Raw genomic sequence first — 17,978 nt, forward strand, 5'->3', positions numbered from 1 at the left:
AACATGCGACGATGTTACCGACCAGTAACATTTTCGCCAGCGGCGCATCGAGGAATGCCGTTTGTCGCGAGGGCTTCCGGGACACGGCGGTAACTGCAGAAAAATTTCTAGCGTAATGTCGGTGGGCGCGGTCGTCGGGCGTCTTTTAGCCAGAGTGCACACCGCACAGACTTATAAGTTTCGATCACGTTCAAGATTTGGGTCGCTCCGGCCCATCGTGATCTCGTGCTGGAGCCTTACGATGCGCATGCTGGATGGGCCGAAGGCGAAGAACCGCGCCGCTGACCGCATGGTCCGCGTGGCAGACGTCTGCCTGCACGTTTTCGAGATCTCCCGAAATGCCGCCAGCATCGCTGCCGCAAACATTCTGCCCTTCGAACGCTCCAATCGCGGGGCACTTTACCACAACGGCGCCCCGTGGACCGTTCACGGCGGCGCCTTGCAAGGATCGATCCCGCCATGATCGACTTCTTCATTCACCGGCCGATCTTCGCATCGGCGATCGCGATCATCATGACGCTTGCCGGCGGCATCTGCTATTTCCTGCTGCCGATCTCGCAGTTTCCCGACGTGACGCCGCCACAGATCGTCGTCGCCGCCAACTATCCGGGTGCCAGCGCCCAGGTCGTCGCCGATACGGTGACGACGCCGCTCGAACAGCAAATCAACGGCGTGCCGGGCATGCTCTATATGACCTCGACGAGTTCGAATGACGGCTCGTCGCGGATCATCATTTCCTTCGAAGTGGGCTATCCGATCGACGTCGCCGCACTCGACGTCCAGAACCGCGTTTCGCAGGCAGCCTCCTCGCTTCCCGCGCTCGTCAACCAGACCGGCGTGACCATTGCCAAGCAGATTCCGAACTTCACCGTGCTGGTGAGCCTGGATTCGCCCGACAATTCGGTCGATTTCGCCTCCGTCAGCAACTACGCCTACCTGCAGATCCTCGATCCATTGAAGCGCCTGCCTGGGGTCGGCGACGTCCAGCTCTTCGGCGAGCGTCGCTATTCGATGCGCGTCTGGCTCGATCCCGACCGTCTGGCCAATCTCGGCATCACCGCCGTCGACGTGCAGAACGTCATCGCCGAACAGAACATCCAGGTCGCAGGCGGCAAGATCGGGCAATCGCCGGCACCAGCCGGGACACCCTTCGAGATGCAGATCAATGCGCTCGGCCGGTTGAGCGATCCGGCGCAGTTCGGCGATATCGTGCTTCGGGCCGACCAGACGACCGGGGCGACGACGCGGCTGCGCGATGTGGCGCGCATCGAACTCGGGGCACTGCTCTATTCGTCGTCGGTCACCTTCAACGGCAAGGAAAGTGTCGTACTCGCCGTATTCCAGGCGCCCGGTTCCAATGCGCTCGACCTGCAAAGCCGCGTCCAGGCCAAAATGGATGAACTGTCGCAGCGCTTCCCCGCAGGCATCGCCTACCACATGTTTTACGACACCACCCGCTTCGTCTCGGCGGCGATGGAGGATGTGGTGTTTACGTTGCTCGAGGCGCTCGCCCTCGTCGTCTTCGTCGTCTTCATCTTCCTGCAGAACCTGCGCACTACGATCATTCCGACGATCGCCATCCCGGTGTCGCTGATCGCAACGCTGGTCGTCATGTATCTGTTCGGCTTTTCGCTGAACATGCTGAGCCTGCTCGGCATGGTGCTCGCCATCGGCCTCGTGGTCGACGACGCGATCGTCGTCGTCGAGAACGTCGAACGTCAGCTTGAGGCCGGCCTGCCGCCACTTGCCGCTACGCGCAAGGCGATGCAGGAAGTGACAGGCCCGATCATCGCGACCACCGCAGTCTTGCTTGCGGTCTTCATTCCGGTCGCCTTCATCCCGGGCGTTGCCGGCAGCCTTTACAACCAGTTCGCCCTGACGGTCGCGATCTCGGTCGCCTTTTCCGCCTTCAACTCGCTGACCCTCAGCCCGGCGCTCAGCGCCGCCTTCCTGCGTTATCGCGGCGAGCCGCGCTTTGCGCTCTTCCGTTGGTTCAACACCGGCTTTCACGCACTGTCGGATGGTTATGCACGCAGCATAGCCGGGCTCGTGCGCTGGCGCTGGGCGCTGTTTGCGCTCTTCCTCATCGCCATCGGCTCGACCTACGCGCTTTGGCAGCGCACGCCGTCGACCTTCCTGCCGGTCGAGGACCAGGGTTACTTCTTCGTCGTCATCCAGCTTCCCGACGGCGCCTCGCTCGAACGCACCCAGGCCGTCGCGCGGCGGTCCGAAGAGATCCTGCGCGGCACGTCAGGTGTCGATTTCGTCGGCTCCGTCGTCGGCTTCAATTTCCTGTCCTTCGCCGCCCAGTCGAATTCCGCCGTGCAATTCGCGGTTCTGAAGCCATGGGATGAACGTCCCCCGGCGCAAGGCGCTTCGGCGCTGCGCGAGGCGGTGCAGCCGCAATTGCTGCAGATCCCGGACGCCCTGGTGCTCGCCTTTGATCCCCCGTCGATCCAGGGGCTCGGCGCGACCGGTGGCTTCGAGTTTCAGATCGAAGATCTCGCAGGGCGCAGTGCACAGGCGCTCAGCGACACAACTCAGGCGCTGATTGCCGAGGCGCGCAAACAGCCGGAGATCAATCCCTACCAGCTCTTCACCACCTTCAGCACGTCGAGCCCGCAATTCGATTACGATCTCGACCGTGACAAGGCGAAACTGCTCGGCCTCAACCTGCCGGATATCTTCAGCACGCTGCAGATCTATTTCGGCTCGCTCTATGTCAACGACTTCAACCTGTTCGGTCGCACCTTCCGCGTGACGCTGCAGGCCGATCAGGCTGCGCGGGCCTCGGCCACCGATCTTTCACGGTTCTATGTGCGCAACAGCCAGGGTGAAATGGTGCCGCTCAACACGCTCGGCTCGTTCAAGTCGACGGTCGGCCCAGAGACCATCACCCACTACAACAACTATCCCTCTGCGCTGATCAACGGCGCGGCAGCACCCGGCTTCAGTTCAAGCCAGGCGGCAGCGGCAATGGAGCGGGTGGCCCGTACGACGCTGCCGCGGGACTACACATTCGAATGGACCGGCATTACCTATCAGGAGATCCGCGCAGGTTCGATCGCCGCGCTCGTCTTTGCGCTCGCGCTCGTTTTCTGCTTCCTGATCCTGGCCGCCCAGTACGAAAGCTGGTCGATGCCGTTCATGGTGCTGCTCTCGGTACCGCTTGCGCTTCTGGGCGCGCTGTCGGCACTGTGGCTTCGCGGAATGCAGATCGACGTCTATTCGCAGATCGGTTTCGTAATGCTGGTTGGACTTGCCGCCAAGAACGCCATCCTGATCGTCGAGTTCGCCCGCCGCCGGCGCGAAGAAGGGCTGGATGTGGTGGCAGCAGCAGCGGAAGCGGCGCGCCTGCGCTTGCGCCCGATCCTGATGACAGCCTTCGCCTTCATCCTCGGCGTGCTGCCGCTGATGTACGCCAAGGGCGCCGGTGCTGCCAGCCGCCAGTCGATCGGCACCACCGTGTTCGGCGGCATGCTCGCGGCGACTGTTCTCACACTCATTTTCGTCCCGGTCTTCTACGCGGTCATCGAACAATGGCGGGAGGGACTTTCCTCGAAGCCCGTCGGCCAGAGCCACGAGCCGGAGGCGGCGGAATAAGGATTGGAGCCTAACATGCGTGGTTCGAGACTGGTCCTTGCCGCAGTGGTCATAATCGCCGCCCTCGCTGCGGCCTACCACTACAGGAATGGCGGGTTTGAGATCAAAGGCGGCGATGCCGGGGCCGCCCCGGCTCCGGCGCAACAGGCCATGCCCGTTCCCGTCGCGGCTGTCGTCAAGAAAACGATCCCCATCTATCTCGACTATTCCGCACGGACCGAGGCGATCCGCAACGTGACGCTTCGCGCCAAGATCACCGGCTATATCGAGTCACAGGCGGTTCCGGACGGTTCGGATGTTCAGGGCGGCGATCTCCTCTACCGGATCGACGCACGCGACTATCGGGCGGAACTGGATCAGGCAAAGGCCCAGGTCGAAAGGGACGAAGCGTCACTCGCCTATCTCCGATCCAATCTCACGCGCGGCAACGAGCTTGCCACGACAGGATATCTGGACAAGGACAGTTTCGACCAGCGTCAGAGCGCAGTGCGTCAGGCGGAGGCTGCACTTGCCATGTCGCGGGCGGCGGTGCGCACCGCTGAGATCAACCTCGACTACACCGAAATCCGTGCCCCCTTTGCCGGGCAACTTGGGCGCAACCTGGCGCCGGAGGGAACACTGGTCAGCAGCACGACCGGAACCCCGCTCAACAACCTTGTGCAGCTTTCGCCGATCTATGTCTCGTTCAACCCGAGCGAAACCGAACTCGCCGACATCCGGAGGGCCCGGACAAAGGGCAAAGTGGAGGCAGAGGTGCTTCTGCCCGGCGACAAGGAACCGCGTTACCGCGGCGACCTCAGCTTCATAAACAACACGGTCGAGGGCAATACCGGAACGGTGGTAGCGCGCGCCACGATTGACAATGCCGATCTGACCCTGCTTCCCGGCCAGTATGTCCGCGTGCGCCTGAAGATCAGGGATGAACCGAACGTGATGATGGTGCCGGAGACGGCACTCGGATCGAGCCAGCTCGGCAAATATGTCTATGTCGTCGGCAAGGACGATACGGTCGAGCAGCGGCTCGTCACCCTCGGCCCGACCAGCGGCGATCTCATTGGGTTGGCCACGGGTGTTTCGGAAGGCGACCAGGTGATCGCCGGAAATCTGCAGAAGATCTTCCCCGGCGCGCCAGTCAAGCCGATGCCGGCGGGGCAGGCGCAGAAGTAGCGCGGCGCTGTAGGATCGCTGCAAATGCACTTGGCCATTCGACCGCATCCGCCGCGGCGACGTTTAGCTGACCAGACGTCTCGTCGAGTGCTCGCTCTGAGCTTCAGATCACCTGTGCGGTCACAGAGTGGATCGAGTTGTTACCGTAGCCCAGACGGTTCCACTCGGCGCGCTCAGGCTGAGTCCGGCCGGCCATATCGGTGGCGCGCGCCCGCACGGCGAGCGGCCCCGTCTGCTCGAGTCGCGTGATCAGCTCCCACCATTGCCAGGCAGAGCGCCGCCGTTCGCCGACGAGCCGCGCCTCGCGCCACGGGCCGTCGTTTAGGCTGACATCGACCCTGGATATGCTCCCGGCGCCAGACCACGCGACGCCACGGATCGCGGTCTCGCCGCGCGGTAGGCTCTCCCCCTGATCGGGCGAAGAGATCAGCGCCCGCACACTCATGAGCGTCACCGGCGCGCGCTCGTCGCGCCCGTTCCGCACCCACTGGTACCAGTACTTCTCCGTTTGATAGTGGGTCTCGCAGGGCTTGTCGGTAACGACGATCTCGGTCAGCCACTTGACGGACGCCACCGCATACCAACCGGGCACGATCAGCCGCAGCGGATAGCCATGAGTTGACGACAGCGGCTCGCCGTTCATCTCGTAGGCGAGAAGCGCGTCCGTTTCGCGAATCTGGTCGAAGCTGAGGCCACGCTCGAAACGAATCGGCGCATCGTGACCCTCGACGAGCCCGCCGTCCGCACCGCGGAACGTAAGTTCCGTCGCACCGGACCGCGGGCCTGCCCGTTCGATCACCTTGCTCAAGGGAACGCCGGTCCATTCGGCGGTGCTGACGGCGCCCAGGCCCCAGGCTTCGCCGGGCACGGCCGGATCGAACAGGCTGCGGCCGTTGCCAGCGCATTCGAGGGTCACCACGAGGCTCTCTGCATGAAGATTGTGAAGGTCCCTCATGCTCAGACTCAGAGACTTCTCGACCAGCCCGCTGACGGAGAGCCGATAGCTCTCGCCATCGAGGTTCGGAATATCGAAGTGATTGCGCAAGTAGAACCGACCATTGGGCACGACTGCCCCGCCCGCGAGGTCCTGCACCGACGTCTCGCCGTTCAGCGGATAGACGCTATGAATTAGGAGCCCCGCCTCAACGGCGTCCTGGCAAGCGTCCGCCGGGTCGAGAACCGCGGCGGAAACGTCGGCCGGGCGTGCATCGCAGCCGCCGCTCGCCACGACCCCGGCGCAGGTCGACGCCGCCATCACTTCGACCTCACCGGCTTGAAGGAACGGCGTCAAGAACGCTTGGAGGGCGGTCTCATCCGCCGCTTCGGCAATGAAGAACAGTGAATGGGAACCGCGAACGACGGCTTCGCCCTTGATGACCACGCCATGGCGAGCGGCGCTAGGCCGGCTCAAATGGTTCAGCAGCATCGCGCCCTTGGCCGGATCGCGTGCGGGGCAGGTTTGGGGCGAATGCTGATGGTGCACAATGAACAGAGGCACTGGGAACCTCCATGTTAGGGCGGGGTTGCCCTGCGCCAAACCGCCCGTTGCGGTCTGCAAGGCGATCGATCCCGATCCTGAGGACACGTTGCTCCGCTAGCATTGCTCACGATCATTTCAGCACCTGCACGATGCGGAGATGGATCGCGCGACGCAATTCCCGAGGATACATTATGCGACCCTGAACGCAAAACCCGGCAGATCCAGCGTCCAGTTGGGCTAAAACCGGCAATTCGGCCGCCAAGGTAGATTTTTACAACACGTCGGTTCTGTTGAAGGGCGATGGGTCCGGGGGAAATCCTCCCGGATTGACAGCGAGTACGTCCCTCAGCTTGGTTGGTGATTGGCCAAACGCTTTTCGGAAGGCTTTTGCGAAGTGCGAGGCATTTTCAAAACCAACTTCCATCGCGATTTCGATCAAGGGGGCGGTCGTTTCCATTACGAGATGCTTTGCCCGCTCCAGACGCATGCGCCTATAGATAATGGCCGGAGAGCTGTTTGCTTTCTCCACGAATAGGCGCTCGAGCTGCCGTCGCGATAGTCCAACGGACGCAGCAAGCTTGTCGATCGAGACTGTTTGCTCGATGTTCCTTTCCATTATGATGAGTGCCGCCTTGAGCCGGGGATCATTGGATTCTATGGACAGCGGCCGACGCGGCTGGATATGCAAGGCGGTGCGGGCTTTGTCGATCTGCAACACTTCGAGTGCGTTTCGCTCCGCGGCTTTGCTGATGTGGCGTCTTACGATGAAAGCGGCCATGTCTGCGGCACTGCTGCCACCCGCACAAGAGCCGCGGTTGCGATCGAGATTGAAAATCCGGTCTGCCCGAACCTCATGCCCGGGAAACCGATCCCGGAACACGTCATGATGAAGCCAGCTCACGCAACTTTGGTGGTTTTTCATCAAACCCGCGTCCGCCAGGATGAATGTTCCCGTACAGACCCCGATCAACGTAACTTTGCGCGCGGCGGCTTTCTTCAGATACTCCACGGTGTGATGATCAACAGGCGTTTCGCTGTTGAGTAGCCCACCGACGACCACGATGTAATTGAACTCGCTTGGGTCAATGAAATCTGATGTCGGCGCGAGCTGCACGCCGCAACTGGATGTAATGAGATGACGCGTGCTTCCCAACACTTGCCAATCGGCCAAGACCCTGCCGGATTTGTCGGCCTCGTCGCTGGCTAATCTCAAAGTGTCGACGAACAACGCGAAAGCCGAAAGCGTAAAGGAGCGGGCGAGAATGAACCCGATCTTCAGCCGACCGCCGCTTGGGGTATCGTTTGCAGAGCTCATAACCACCTCTATTCATCCTGGTAAATAGGCACCGTTCGACATTCCCGTACGCCGCGCAATCATCGGCCATCACCATCTTATCCTACCTGATCTGGGGATGGTGGGGACTATAGAAAGAAGGTAGAACGGCGTTTCCACCGAGACGAGGGCGTCATTCGCGCACTTCCACGCTGCGCCTGTAACTGCGACGCGTTCTCTATGCCGATCGTAGTCCGTATCGGTACGGCAGTCAGCCTGGCAAGGGAGCTTGGCCGTGTCATAGGCGCAGTAGCCGAAGTTTGCTTCAATCGATCGGATGGGTTGATCGAAATCGGGAGGGCCTTGGCTACAAAAGCTCTTGGGGAAGAGGTGTTCCCCGAACCCAAATCATGCGTGTCGGATAGCCCAGAGAATCGCCCGGCTCGCTTCCTATTTTCGGGATCTCAGATTTCCATCATGGTGGAAAAAAGCACTGAGGGTATCTCTGGGTTGTCCGCGTCAGTGACAAGCAGGAGATCCAGACGGCCTCCATCCGATCGAGCGTGGATACCCTCTATCTTGTGTGGTCGTTCAAGGCGGCGCAACGAACGCAAGTTACCACTATTGTCAGCTATCCCAATAGCAGCGCCGATGCAGGGTCCATCACGGAATGCATCTTCGGTATCTTCTGCAACGGCGCTGAAAACCATATCGCCGCTGCTCAAGACTGCCGCGTCCGTGAAGGAGAATGGGACACCGTGGAGCACCCCCAAGTCTAGCCGACGGATAGAGGATGGCTTAATGGCTTCGACAGACCCGGCCTGCAATGCATCCAGTACTATCGAAAGCGGGAACCGGATGATCGCGTTGTCGGCTTGGCTCTTGTTGCCGCGCTGGAACAAGCGCAGTTCATCGCCAACCACGACCGCGCCTTCAATATTGACCTCGGAGAATTCCTCGTTGAGCGGAACAAGAATGGGTGAAAGATCCACGGTTCGCGGCGGCATCAGCATGTCGGCATCGGGACCTAATCCAAGCAGAACACCCCTGCGGCGGTTGGGTCTGGAGCCTGAGCCAAATGCCAATAGCGCGCCATGACGAAATTCCCGGAAAGCGGGAAGGAGTGCGAGCGCTTCGAGATCGGGTTTTTGCCGCTTGCGAGCAGCCTTGGCCTCGGGCAACACGCCATCAAACAGTCGGATCAGATGACCGGGCTTCCCGTTGATCAAGGAAAACACGCCTAGGTGAAGCTCATCATCTGCAATGACGTAGATGATCGAATCCAGGCACACGAGCCCGCTTGCAGCACTTACATGCAAAGGCCCGATCCCGGCGTCGGCCGGTGAAATATCTAACTCGCGTATCTTCGTGAGAGCGATCATCCCTGTGTTCTAAAGCATGCTCATGCAAACACAATTGGTCAGGCCGAGGCATGAAGCGCCTTGATATCAGGCGTGGTGCGCTAGCAGCCCCGGATACGGCTGCGCCCTCCGCCGGGAGGCGGAAGGCGCTTGATGTCAGGCCGAGGCGGCTAGGAATGACTTTCCGCGCATTAGCGCTCGATCATGCGGTTCCAGCGCTTGTTCCAGTCCTGGCGGCTCCTGTTGATAGCATCCCAATCGAGAACCTTCGCGGTTTCCATGTTGGTCTTGAAGGTCGCCAGTTTCTCATTGGCCTCAGCCGTGCCGGCCTTGGCGGTCCTGTTGGACGGAATGATGTTACCATTGTCCAGCGCCAGGCTCTGAGCCTCTGCCGACAGCAGGTAATGGGCAAGCTTCTGGCTGAGCTCCGGCTCACTGTTGTTGGCGATGACGCATTCGGTTACGGCGAGAACGACTGAGCCTTCCTTCGGTTGGGCGTATTCGACCGGTATACCCTTGTCCTTCAGGTTGTTGACCGCCGTCGGCGTAAGCGGGAAGATTGCCGCTTCGCCGGTCTGGACCATCTCCGATATCTTGGCAGAGCTTGGAATGAACTCGATGACGTTCTTGCCGATCATATCGGAAAACTTCTCGAAACCGGGCTCGACATTGGTCTCGTCGCCGCCCTGGATGCGGTTGAACATCAGGAAGGCATGCAGGCCGAAGCTGGAGGCGGAAGCGGACTGGAACACCACCGCATTTTCGAACTTCGGATCTGCCATATCCATCCAGGAGCTCGGTGCTGGCCAGCCCTTTTCATCAAAGAGCTTCTTGTTGTAGGCAAGACCCGTCATTCCCATGTCAACGCCGATTGCCATGTCATCCTTTAGGCGCGCAGCCGGCTGGATATCAGCAAGCACAGGATCGTCGGTGATCTTCTGGCAAAGCCCGGCGCCGATGGCGCGCACCATGACGCCGTCGTCGAGCAGCATGACGTGCATCTGCGGATTGTCCTTGGCAGCCGTTGCCTTAGCGAGAATGTCGGCGGAGGTGCCGGGAACGATGACGACCTTGACGTCGTTGGCTTTTTCGAAGGGAGGCAGCACGTGCTCGGTGTAGGCGCGCTCGAAATTGCCGCCATTCATGCCGACGTAAAGCGTCTTGGTTTCCGCCTGGGCGGTGGTCTGCTGAACGGCGAACGCGAGCAGCGCGAGGGCCGAAATTCTCATAAGGCGTTGGTCAATCATGGTATTCCCCTTTCTGTTTACAACGAGACTGCAGTTTGAGCCGCTGCTTGACTGAAGCGGCCGATGGAAAAGGCATCTGTAGGCGTGGAGCTTTGCCCGGTGGCGACGAGCTCCGAGAGCACTTCGCCGACGGCAGGTGCGATCTGGAACCCGGCGCCGCAGAACCCGAAGGCGTGGAAGAGGCCGGGCGTCGTCTGGCTTGCGCCGATGACCGGATTGCCGTCAGGCATCTCCGCTTCCGTGCCGGACCAGAACCGGATGACCTGGGCATTGGCCAGATGCGGAAAGAGCGCTATGGCGCGCTGCATGACCGATGAAGCCGCCGTCACCGACGGCCGCGAAAAATCGGGATCGGCAAGTGCTGCTCCGCGCCCGCCACCCATCACATAGTTGCCGCGCGCAACCTGCCGTCCGTAAAAACTGCCGCCCTGCTCGCCCATGCTGACCGGCAATCGCAACGGCAGCGGCTCGGTGACGACCATCGAGGGATAGATGCGGGTCAGCGGAACGCTTTCGCCGAACTGCGCGGCAAACGTATCGGACCAAGCGCCGGCGCTGTTGACGATCTGACGGCTGCGAATTTCGACATTCTCTCCCGCCAGCACGGCAAATCCGCTGCCAGTCGCGCGCACATCGCGCACAGGGGTCTGTTCGAAGACTTTCACGCCCGCCTGTTCCGCCGCACGCGCAAAAGCAGGCGAGACCAGCCTGGGATTGGCATGGCCATCGCCTGGGCAAAGCGATGCGCCTGCGCCTGTCGCCGACAACCAGGGGAAACGCGTCTTCAATGCGGCAGCCGAAACCAATTCGAGATCGAGCCCGTAGGGCTTGGCTGTCTCGGCATAGGCTTCAAGCTTGGCAAAATCCGCCTCGCTGCGCGCTAGCTTCAGATGGCCGGACGGCACGTATTCCCCGTCGATGCCGATCAGCGCCTTCAGTCGTGGCCAGATGCCATGTGCTCGCTGGGACAGCGGCAACTGCTCGGGAGGCCGTCCTTGCCGGCGCACGCCGCCATAGTTGACACCGCTGGCCTGGGCGCCGCAAAAGCCCTTGTCGATCAGCACGACGGCAAGGCCGGCCTGGCGCATCGCCAGCGCTGCTGAACTGCCGACGAGCCCGCCGCCGATGATGGTCACATCTGCCGAAATGCGCTGGATCATCGGCCTGCCTCCCTGTCGAGCGGACCGCCGAAGCCGAGCGGAATGGGCTTCACCGGCGCCTGCGCCCGCAGACGGCCGGTTTCCTGCGGCTCGACATTGCGGATGCTGCGAAGCACCTCAGTTGCGGCGGCCGAACACATCCGCCCCTGGCAACGCCCCATGCCGACGCGGCTCAAAGCCTTCATCCGGTTGATCTCGCCGATGTTCCCGGCCTCGACCGCGCGGCGAATCTCGCCGATGCTGATTTCCTCGCACCGGCAAAGCGTCGTCTCGGCCGGCACCGTCTCGAACCAGTCGCGCGGGAAGGGAAACGCATTTTCGAGAATTTCGCGCTGGCGCAGGATCCGTGCCCGGGCAGCCATCAATTGCCGGAGACGATCGCCCTCGACCGTCTTGCCCACATCATTGAGGATTGCCAATGCCGCTAGCTGGCCGTCGATCTCGGCGGCATCGGCACCAGCAATACCGCTGCCGTCGCCGGAGACGTAGACATCCTTGCGGCTCGTGCGGCCCAGGGCGTCGCGTTCCGGCAACCATGCCCGGTCACGATCCTCGAAGCGGAAGCGACATCCGGCAAGGTCGGCCAGCTGCGTTTCCGGGCGCAGCGAAAACCCATAGGCAATCGCGTCGCATTCGAGCTCTTGTGTGCAGCCACTCGCCTGAAAGCGGATGCCCTCGACCCGGTCTGCGCCGATGACCGTTTCGGGCCGAACACCATATCGAATCTTGACGCCCGACAGTTGGAGCTGAACGCCATAGAACAGGCCGAGCGCGACGATGCGCGGCGCTCGGGCGAACAGCGATACCAGATGGATTTTCGATCGCAACGGCGCCGTATCGAGCACGGCGGCCACTGTCGAACCCGCCTTCATGTACTGCCAGGCGACGAGGTAAAGCAGCGGGCCGGACCCCATGAAAACCAGTCGGTCGCCAACCGTGCAGCCTTGCGCCTTCAAAGCCGTCTGGGCGGCACCGAGCGTGAATACGCCCGGCCTCGTCCAACCGGGAAATGGCAGCACGCGGTCCGTGGCGCCGGTGCACAAAAGCAGCTTGGAAAAGGCAATCTGGTTATGCACGCCGTCAGTCATCACATCGAGGTGACCGCCGCGCTCCTGGCCGCTGACGTTCCAGGCAAGTGTTTCCGGCCGATACTCGATTGCCGGACGGAGCCGCTCGAAGGCCGCGTGCAACTGCTCGGCCTTTCTCGCCTCGGAGCCGTACCGGTTGCGGTAGGAACGGCCGTCGTCGATCATCGGGCGCCGGTAGATCTGCCCGCCGGCGCGCAACCCCTCATCGAGAACGATCGGCCGGATACCGGCTTCGACCAGTTGTTCGGCGGCGCAGATGCCGGCCGGACCGGCACCGACGATCACGATCGGTAGAGCATCAGTCATGCTCGACGCACTCCATCGTGGTCGTGAAAAAAGCCATGCCGGGTTTCAGTGCCGTGCTGCACGCACGCACGCGGCTACCGTCCGCCGTCATCACCAAGCAATCCTGGCAGGCACCGATCAGGCAGAAGCCTGCGCGGTTCTCGCCGGTGAATTCCGCCCGGCGAAGGCTGGATCCGAGCGAAAGGATGGCCGTCATGACCGTGTCGCCACGTCGTCCGATTTCGGGCAAGCCGTTGAGCAGGAACGGGATTGCTTCCTCGTCCCGGCGATATCGGCGCTTGAACAGGGCTTGTCTCGACATCGCCGTTATCAGCCTTTGCCGACAAGAAGACGATCGAGCCCAAACATCCGGTCGAGGACGATCATGGTCACGGTCGCAAGCGCGATCATCAGCGTGGAAACCGCGGCCATCATCGGGTCGATGGACTCGCTGGCATACATGTACATGCGAACCGGCAAAGTCACGGTCGAAGGCGATGTGACGAAGATAGACATCGTCAGTTCATCGAAGCTGTTGATGAAGGCAAGCAGCCAGCCACCGCTGATCCCCGGCAGCAGCAACGGCAAGGTGATGCGCTTGAACACCGTCCACTCGGCCGCCCCAAGGGTGCGGGCCGCGTTCTCGGCATTGCGATCCATGCTCGTCAACGACGCGAGGATGAGCCTCAGCGTATAGGGCGTGATGATGATTGCATGCGTGGCCACCAGCCAGGTGAAGGAGCCGGTCATGCCCATCAGCGAAAACAACCGGAGAAAGGCAACGCCAAGAACCAGATGTGGGATGATCAGCGGCGACAGGAACAATGCGTTCAGCACATCACGGCCGCGGAACTCGTAGCGCGTGATGGCAAGGGCGGCCGGGACAGCAAGCAGTGTCGAAATCGTTGCTGCAAGGAGGGCCAGTCGAATGCTGTTGCCGAATGACGACATGAAGTCGTTGTGGCGGAAGACTGCCTCGAACCATCGCAGCGACAGGCCGTTCCATGGCATGGCCAAAGTGTTTTCAGGGGTGAAGGCCACGAGGCACACCACGACCATGGGAGCCAGCATGAAGACGACGATGACGCTGTGAAAGACCAGCGCGACAGGACCGTTTCTCTGCATGATTTCAACCCAGCTTCCGTTTGGCCTGCTGCTCGATGAGCCTGTTATAGGCGAGCATGATCACGAGGTTGGCGACGAGGACGATGATGGCGATGGTGGCGCCGAGCGGCCAATTGAGTTCGATCAGGAACTCGTCGTAGACGAGGGTCGCTGCCATCTTCAGCCGCCTCCCACCGAGAAGGCCGGGAATGGCGAAGGAACTCGCCGACAGCGCAAAAACGATCAGGCTGCCGGAGAGAATGCCAAGGGCGGCTTGCGGAAAGACGATCCGGCGCAGGGCGGTAAAGCGGGATGCGCCGAGCGTGAGCGCCGCCGCCTCGACGGTCGGATCCAGCTTCTGCAGCACAGTCCAAACCGGGATGACCATGAACGGCAGCATGATGTGGACGAGGCCGATGACGATCGCCGCTTCGGTGTAGAGCAGTTGCACCGGCTCGAGGCCGACGGCGGCAAGCGCGCCGTTCACAAGCCCGTTCTTGCCCAGCAGCATGCTCCAGCCAAAGGTGCGCACAACCACGGAGACCAGCAACGGGCCGATGATCACGAGCAGGAAGATCGACCGCCAGGGCTTGCGCATGTTGGAGAGGATGTAGGCTTCCGGAACACCGATCAGCACGGCGATCACAGTGGTCAGCAGCGCCAGGCGCAGCGTACGCCAGAAGGTCGCGAGGTAATACTCGTCCTGCAGAACGGTCAGATAGTTTGCGAGCGAGAAGTCATTCTGAATGCCGGCGGTATAGTCGTAGCTGTTGAACGACAGGATGATCGTTAGCGCCAGCGGCAGCAGAACAAGCCCAATGAAAAACAGCGTTGCCGGAGCCGAAAGGAACAACGGGGCGAAGGCGCGCGGCGCCGCCGCAGGGGTCGCCGCGCCCATCACTCGGCAGCTCCCGCAGCGAGAACGCGACAGTCGCCATGCTGCCAGGACAGGCCCACATTTTCGCCTTCCAGCGGCGGCGGTGCGCCAAGATTGGGAACGGCGACGGCCAGAACGCCGGCCGGGGTCGCAGCGCTGACCAGCCACTGGCTGCCCATGAAGTAGCGGGTGGTCACGGTTCCCTGAAGCTGCCCGTCGGATGGTGTCGTCAGACGCAGCTTTTCCGGGCGGATGAATACGGAAACATCCTTGCTCGCCGGCTTGCTGCCCGTCTCGAACACGATGTCGGTGTTGCCGATGCAGACAGTCGCGCCCGCACCGTTTGCGACCGCAGTCGCCGGCATGAAGTTCGACTTTCCGACAAAGGAAGAAATGAAATCGTTGCGCGGGTGTTCATAGAGTTCGTAGGGCGTGTCGACCTGGGTGATCTTGCCCTTCTCCATGACCACGACGCGGTCGCTGATGGAGAGCGCCTCGGCCTGGTCGTGAGTAACCATGATGGTGGTGATGCCGACGGCCTGTTGGATGCGACGCAGCTCGAACTGCATCTCTTCGCGAAGCTGGGCATCGAGGTTGGACAGCGGCTCATCCAGCAGCAGAACCGGCGGATTGATGACCAGCGCACGGGCGATCGCCACACGCTGGCGCTGGCCGCCGGACATCTCGCGCGGATATCGATCGGCGAGCGCCGAGAGGTGGACAAGAGCAAGAATGTCCTTGATGCGCGTTTCGCGCTCGGCCTTCGCAACCTTGCGCATCTCGAGGCCGAAGCTGACATTTTGCGCAACCGTCATGTGCGGGAAGAGCGCGTAGCTCTGAAAGACCACGCCGAGCTGCCGTTGCGGCGGCGGCATGTAGGTGATGTCGCGGCCGCCCATCATGATCGTGCCCGAGGACGGACGCACGAGACCCGCGATCATTTGCAGCGTTGTCGTCTTGCCGCAGCCGGATGGTCCCAGAAGCGAGATGAACTCGCCCTTCTCCACACCGAGGTCGAAATTGTGAACAGCGGCAACCGATCCGTAGAATCTGGAAACCTGTTTTAGGCTGAGGAAACTCATGCTCGCTCTCCCGTCATTCATTGCCTTGAGAGATCGCCTGCCCTGATTTTTTTGTCAGCGATCCATGCGGCAACGACACGTCGTCAAAATCCATCGGGCCCGCTCAGACAGATGCCGAAGTCAGCAACTGCGGCCGTCACGACAGGACCGCACAGTTTTCCCGGTCGGGACGAACGGCAGTCCGTCCACGTTTTCCATCCGCCACCTTGAGAAGGGCTTGCCGGTTAATTTCCGGAGTTTGACAAAAAACACAAACCGAATTTTCTATGTTGAAATTTTTTATGAAAAAAGTCCATAATTCGGAATATTGGTAGAGGATCTATAAATTCATGACGCAGATTTCGGAATCCGAAGCCGTCGGCAACTCCAGCCTCTCGAAGGCAATCCACATCCTGAAAGATCTGGCGGCCCAGTCGGTGGAAGGTGTGCGGTTGATCGACCTTGCGCGCAGGTTGAATCTGAGCCAACCGTCGGCACATCGTCTGCTGAAGACCCTGATCGCCGAGGACATGGTCGAGCAGATGCCGGACAGCAAATCCTACCGTCTGTCGCTGGAGTTCTTTTCCATCGCCTCGCAGGCAAGGCGGCGCGAGGGCATCCTCGATATCGCCCGCCCATCACTGCTGCGACTTTCGGCGACCTTCAATGACACAGTGTTTCTGCTGGTGCGCAGCAACTTCGATGCAATTTGCCTCGACCGCGTCGAGGGACCATTCCCCATCCGCTCATTCACCGGCGACATTGGCGGCAAGGTGCCATTGGGCATCGGCCAGGGCAGCATCGCCATTCTCTCCTATCTGCCTGAGGAGGAGCGCGAGGCCATCATCAAGTTCAACATGCCCCGCATAATGGATCGTGCGGCGATCGATGAAGTTGACCTGCGCATCAAGATCGAGGAGGTGCGCCGTATCGGCGCGGCGCAGATGAATTTCGAGATGATTGAAGGCATGGCCGGCTTGGGCGTTCCGGTTCTCGATCGAAACGGCATTGCCGTCGCCTCCTTAAGCATCGGGACCCTGGCATCTCGACTGACCGAAATGCGCAGCGGCACGATCACCGATCTGCTGAAATCGGAAGCGCAGGCGATCAGCAACAAGCTCAACCCGTTCGATCCGACCTTGCGCTATCCCGCCTCGGCACTGCGCGCCTCGTCTAAGTCTTGAATTCAAAAGATATTCGGACTTGCACGCGCGCTCCTACTGTGCTCAGGCGTGCAAAAATTGGATGTCGATACGCCGACGGAGACCGTGCCAGCGAAGATCAGTTGGGGCGTCGTGAAGATTGGGCCCGGCGACTCCTATCGTTCATCTATGCGGCGGTGTGCGGGCCGGAGGCCGCAAGGTTGGGGCGCAAGTCGACGTCATTCCTGGCCGCCCTCCGGCGGCACGCAGGCTGAACGGCTGCGACGCTCTTCTGTATCAGTCTTGAGAAATTCAACCTCTTGCCCTATATGATGCGTGATGACTGATGCGCGATGAGGCAGATATGAGAACGACACTTGCGATTGATGACGATGTCCTGATTGCAGCCAAGGCCATGGCAACCCAGCAGCATCGGAGCCTTGGCGAGGTCATTTCCGAACTAGCAAGGCGTTCTTTGCGCCGGCCCCGCAGCGGTAACGAGCGCAATGGAATTCCTCTTCTGACATCACGACCGGATACCCCGCCAGTTACCCTCGAAATCGTCAACGCCTTGCGTGACGAACTGCCGTGACTTTCCTGCTCGACGTTAATGTCCTGATCGCGTTGATCGATCCGGGCCATGTAGCCCATGATGATGCGCACGATTGGTTTGCGTCGACCGGCCAGACCGCTTGGGCGACCTGTCCCATAACTGAAAACGGTGTGATCCGGATCGTTGGCAACCCCAAATACCCCAATTCCCCCGGCTCGCCGGTACTCGTGATGGAGATCGTCAGCAAGTTGCGATCGCTCCCTGGCCATCGTTTTTGGCCAGACGATGTGAGCCTCGTCGGGTCCGATGCTATCGCTCCCGCGAAAATCCTGACTTCGGGCCAGATAACCGATACTTATCTGCTTGCGCTCGCCATGGCGCACGACGGGCAACTGGCGACATTCGATCGCAAGCTAACAGTAGCAGCGGTCACAAAGGGCAACTCTGCCTTGCACCTCATCACGGGTGCTAGGTCGTGAGTTCCCGTCGATATAATATGCGATCCTAAACGCGCAAAATCCGTATGGAAACAGCCCCTTCGCCCGAGCACATCGACCGGTTCGCTGCTTTTGCATTT

16 protein-coding genes are annotated in these 17,978 nt (G+C 61.0%); 6 read left to right on the top strand and 10 right to left on the bottom strand.

What is annotated here, in order from left to right; genetic code table 11:
• The first annotated feature begins 241 nt into the window (after positions 1-241).
• Genes IB264_RS12770 through IB264_RS12780 form a run of 3 tightly spaced genes read left to right on the top strand, consistent with a single transcriptional unit; the run spans position 242 to position 4,770 of the window.
• Entirely contained in the window at positions 242-463 is a 222-nt protein-coding gene (locus IB264_RS12770) for a hypothetical protein (RefSeq protein WP_192433557.1), read from the top strand.
• Positions 460-3,603: an efflux RND transporter permease subunit gene (locus IB264_RS12775; protein ID WP_192433559.1), complete on the top strand. Its 3,144-nt coding sequence runs from the start codon at positions 460-462 to the stop codon at positions 3,601-3,603. The genes IB264_RS12770 and IB264_RS12775 overlap by 4 nt, the downstream gene beginning before the upstream one ends.
• Positions 3,604-3,618: 15 nt before the next feature.
• Positions 3,619-4,770, top strand: coding sequence for an efflux RND transporter periplasmic adaptor subunit (locus tag IB264_RS12780; protein WP_192433561.1), 1,152 nt, complete (start codon positions 3,619-3,621; stop codon positions 4,768-4,770).
• Between the two features lie 103 nt (positions 4,771-4,873).
• Here the strand turns inward: IB264_RS12780 and IB264_RS12785 are convergent, their stop codons facing one another.
• The 10 genes from IB264_RS12785 to IB264_RS12830 all read right to left on the bottom strand — a co-directional run bounded on the left by IB264_RS12785 (position 4,874) and on the right by IB264_RS12830 (position 15,727).
• Positions 4,874-6,268 carry a sulfite oxidase gene (locus IB264_RS12785; protein ID WP_192433563.1) on the bottom strand — a complete coding sequence of 465 codons (1,395 nt, stop codon included), beginning with the start codon at positions 6,266-6,268 and terminating at the stop codon, positions 4,874-4,876.
• Between the two features lie 253 nt (positions 6,269-6,521).
• Positions 6,522-7,565: a GlxA family transcriptional regulator gene (locus IB264_RS12790; protein WP_192433565.1), complete on the bottom strand. Its 1,044-nt coding sequence runs from the start codon at positions 7,563-7,565 to the stop codon at positions 6,522-6,524.
• Between the two features lie 422 nt (positions 7,566-7,987).
• Positions 7,988-8,905: a DUF6929 family protein gene (locus IB264_RS12795; RefSeq protein WP_192433567.1), complete on the bottom strand. Its 918-nt coding sequence runs from the start codon at positions 8,903-8,905 to the stop codon at positions 7,988-7,990.
• A gap of 170 nt (positions 8,906-9,075) precedes the next feature.
• The gene (locus tag IB264_RS12800) at positions 9,076-10,131 is read right to left on the bottom strand and encodes an ABC transporter substrate-binding protein (RefSeq protein ID WP_192433569.1); all 1,056 of its coding nucleotides are present in this window, start codon (positions 10,129-10,131) and stop codon (positions 9,076-9,078) included.
• Positions 10,132-10,148: 17 nt separating this feature from the next.
• The gene (locus IB264_RS12805; RefSeq protein ID WP_192433570.1) at positions 10,149-11,291 is read right to left on the bottom strand and encodes an FAD-binding oxidoreductase; all 1,143 of its coding nucleotides are present in this window, start codon (positions 11,289-11,291) and stop codon (positions 10,149-10,151) included.
• A complete protein-coding gene (locus IB264_RS12810; protein WP_192433572.1) occupies positions 11,288-12,685 on the bottom strand; it encodes an NAD(P)/FAD-dependent oxidoreductase in 1,398 nt (465 codons plus the stop codon). Before IB264_RS12810 ends, IB264_RS12805 begins: the two co-directional genes overlap by 4 nt.
• A complete protein-coding gene (locus IB264_RS12815; RefSeq protein ID WP_041692934.1) occupies positions 12,678-12,986 on the bottom strand; it encodes a (2Fe-2S)-binding protein in 309 nt (102 codons plus the stop codon). The genes IB264_RS12810 and IB264_RS12815 overlap by 8 nt, the downstream gene beginning before the upstream one ends.
• An 8-nt stretch (positions 12,987-12,994) precedes the next feature.
• Positions 12,995-13,789, bottom strand: coding sequence for an ABC transporter permease (locus IB264_RS12820; RefSeq protein WP_192433574.1), 795 nt, complete (start codon positions 13,787-13,789; stop codon positions 12,995-12,997).
• 4 nt (positions 13,790-13,793) lie between these two features.
• Positions 13,794-14,666 (bottom strand): ABC transporter permease, encoded by an 873-nt coding sequence (locus IB264_RS12825; RefSeq protein WP_192433576.1) that lies wholly within the window; start codon positions 14,664-14,666, stop codon positions 13,794-13,796.
• Entirely contained in the window at positions 14,666-15,727 is a 1,062-nt protein-coding gene (locus IB264_RS12830; protein ID WP_025430618.1) for an ABC transporter ATP-binding protein, read from the bottom strand. The genes IB264_RS12825 and IB264_RS12830 overlap by 1 nt, the downstream gene beginning before the upstream one ends.
• A gap of 329 nt (positions 15,728-16,056) precedes the next feature.
• On the opposite strand from IB264_RS12830, the gene IB264_RS12835 reads away from it, so the two are divergent.
• The 3 genes from IB264_RS12835 (at position 16,057) to IB264_RS12845 (ending at position 17,880) form a co-directional block, all read left to right on the top strand.
• Positions 16,057-16,890 (top strand): IclR family transcriptional regulator, encoded by an 834-nt coding sequence (locus tag IB264_RS12835; RefSeq protein ID WP_025430617.1) that lies wholly within the window; start codon positions 16,057-16,059, stop codon positions 16,888-16,890.
• 322 nt (positions 16,891-17,212) lie between these two features.
• Positions 17,213-17,440 (top strand): CopG family transcriptional regulator, encoded by a 228-nt coding sequence (locus tag IB264_RS12840; protein WP_128090363.1) that lies wholly within the window; start codon positions 17,213-17,215, stop codon positions 17,438-17,440.
• On the top strand, positions 17,437-17,880 hold the full coding sequence (locus IB264_RS12845; RefSeq protein WP_192433578.1) for a TA system VapC family ribonuclease toxin: 444 nt from the start codon (positions 17,437-17,439) through the stop codon (positions 17,878-17,880). Before IB264_RS12840 ends, IB264_RS12845 begins: the two co-directional genes overlap by 4 nt.
• Positions 17,881-17,978 lie beyond the last annotated feature (98 nt).

It is taken from the genome of Ensifer sp. ENS11, from assembly GCF_014851895.1.
Classification (GTDB): Bacteria; Pseudomonadota; Alphaproteobacteria; order Rhizobiales; family Rhizobiaceae; genus Ensifer; species Ensifer canadensis.

What these genes read in the sequence shown, in the direction of transcription:
- IB264_RS12825 (WP_192433576.1), bottom strand. Translation starts at nt 14,666, where the DNA reads ATGGGCGCGGCGACCCCTGCGGCGGCGCCGCGCGCCTTCGCCCCGTTG.
- IB264_RS12780 (WP_192433561.1), top strand. Translation starts at nt 3,619, where the DNA reads ATGCGTGGTTCGAGACTGGTCCTTGCCGCAGTGGTCATAATCGCCGCC.
- IB264_RS12805 (WP_192433570.1), bottom strand. Translation starts at nt 11,291, where the DNA reads ATGATCCAGCGCATTTCGGCAGATGTGACCATCATCGGCGGCGGGCTC.
- IB264_RS12810 (WP_192433572.1), bottom strand. Translation starts at nt 12,685, where the DNA reads ATGACTGATGCTCTACCGATCGTGATCGTCGGTGCCGGTCCGGCCGGC.
- IB264_RS12820 (WP_192433574.1), bottom strand. Translation starts at nt 13,789, where the DNA reads ATGCAGAGAAACGGTCCTGTCGCGCTGGTCTTTCACAGCGTCATCGTC.
- IB264_RS12815 (WP_041692934.1), bottom strand. Translation starts at nt 12,986, where the DNA reads ATGTCGAGACAAGCCCTGTTCAAGCGCCGATATCGCCGGGACGAGGAA.
- IB264_RS12790 (WP_192433565.1), bottom strand. Translation starts at nt 7,565, where the DNA reads ATGAGCTCTGCAAACGATACCCCAAGCGGCGGTCGGCTGAAGATCGGG.
- IB264_RS12840 (WP_128090363.1), top strand. Translation starts at nt 17,213, where the DNA reads ATGAGAACGACACTTGCGATTGATGACGATGTCCTGATTGCAGCCAAG.
- IB264_RS12800 (WP_192433569.1), bottom strand. Translation starts at nt 10,131, where the DNA reads ATGATTGACCAACGCCTTATGAGAATTTCGGCCCTCGCGCTGCTCGCG.
- IB264_RS12775 (WP_192433559.1), top strand. Translation starts at nt 460, where the DNA reads ATGATCGACTTCTTCATTCACCGGCCGATCTTCGCATCGGCGATCGCG.
- IB264_RS12795 (WP_192433567.1), bottom strand. Translation starts at nt 8,905, where the DNA reads ATGATCGCTCTCACGAAGATACGCGAGTTAGATATTTCACCGGCCGAC.
- IB264_RS12830 (WP_025430618.1), bottom strand. Translation starts at nt 15,727, where the DNA reads ATGAGTTTCCTCAGCCTAAAACAGGTTTCCAGATTCTACGGATCGGTT.
- IB264_RS12835 (WP_025430617.1), top strand. Translation starts at nt 16,057, where the DNA reads ATGACGCAGATTTCGGAATCCGAAGCCGTCGGCAACTCCAGCCTCTCG.
- IB264_RS12770 (WP_192433557.1), top strand. Translation starts at nt 242, where the DNA reads ATGCGCATGCTGGATGGGCCGAAGGCGAAGAACCGCGCCGCTGACCGC.